General features: G+C 68.7%; 1 protein-coding gene. It reads right to left on the reverse strand.

The window, feature by feature from the left end:
• Positions 1-1070 (reverse strand): cation-translocating P-type ATPase (locus tag F3H26_RS19295; RefSeq protein WP_149777578.1); only part of this gene is annotated, 1070 nt, incomplete at its 3' end.
• Positions 1071-1136: the final 66 nt, after the last annotated feature.

Here is a 1136-nt window from a genome sequence, read left to right on the forward strand (position 1 = left end):
GCCATCATCTCGTTGCGGGTCAGCGTGCCGGTCTTGTCGGTGCAGATCACCGTCAGCGCGCCGAGCGTCTCGATCGCCGGCAGGCGGCGGACGATGGCATGGCGGTCGGCCATCTTGCGCACGCCCACGGCGAGCGTGATGGTCAGAACCGCCGGCAGGCCCTCGGGGATCGCCGCGACCGCGAGCCCGACGACGGTCATGAACAGCTCTTCGAACGGGTGGTGCTGGACGAAATGGCCGTAGAGCAGAAGCAGCCCCGCGCCGAACAGAATCAGCGCCGTGATCCAGCGGGCAAAGGCGTCCATCTTGCGCAACAGCGGCGTGGTCAGTTCCTCAACCGCGCCCAGCATCCCGCTGATCCGGCCGATCTCGGTCGCGCTGCCGGTCGCGGTCACGACCGCGCGGCCCTGTCCGGCGACGATGAGCGTGCCCGAGAACAGCATCCCCCTGCGTTCACCCAGCGGGGCGTCTTCGGCGACCGCCTCGGAGGATTTCTCGACCGGCACGGATTCGCCCGTGAGGATCGCTTCCTGCGCCTTCAGGCGGCTGGCCTCGATCAGCCGGGCGTCGGCCGGCACACGGTCGCCGGCCTCGACCAGGATCACGTCGCCGGGAACGAGTTGTTCGGCCGGGACGCGCAGCCGCTGGCCGTCGCGCAGCACCGTGGCCTGCGGCGCCAGCATCCTGTGCAGCGCGGCGATGGCGGCCTCGGCGCGGCCTTCCTGCACGAAGCCGATGATTGCGTTGACCAGCACCACGGCGAGGATCACCCCGGTGTCGATCCAGTGGCCGAGCCCTGAGGTGATCGCCGCGGCAGCGAGCAGGACGTAGATCAGCAGATTGTTGAACTGCCGCAGGAAGCGGCGCAGCGGGCCGGCGCGCCGGCCCTCGGGCAGCGCATTCGGCCCGTATTGCGCCAGCCGTGTCGAGGCTTCCCCCTGCGACAAGCCATCGGGCGATGATTCGAGCGCGACCAGCGCGTCGAGGCTTTCCGTGGCGTGCCATTTCCCACCGGCTTCGACGGTAGTGGGGCGTTCGACAGCGGGCGGTTGGTGCATCGGCTGGTTCATGGTCCTGTTGGTTCAAATCCGGTTGTCATGTCGTATCTGGAGGAAGCCTCACGTCACGCCGTTGAG

The sequence above is a fragment of the Ruegeria intermedia genome, assembly GCF_900129345.1.
GTDB lineage: Bacteria > Pseudomonadota > Alphaproteobacteria > Rhodobacterales > Rhodobacteraceae > Ruegeria > Ruegeria intermedia.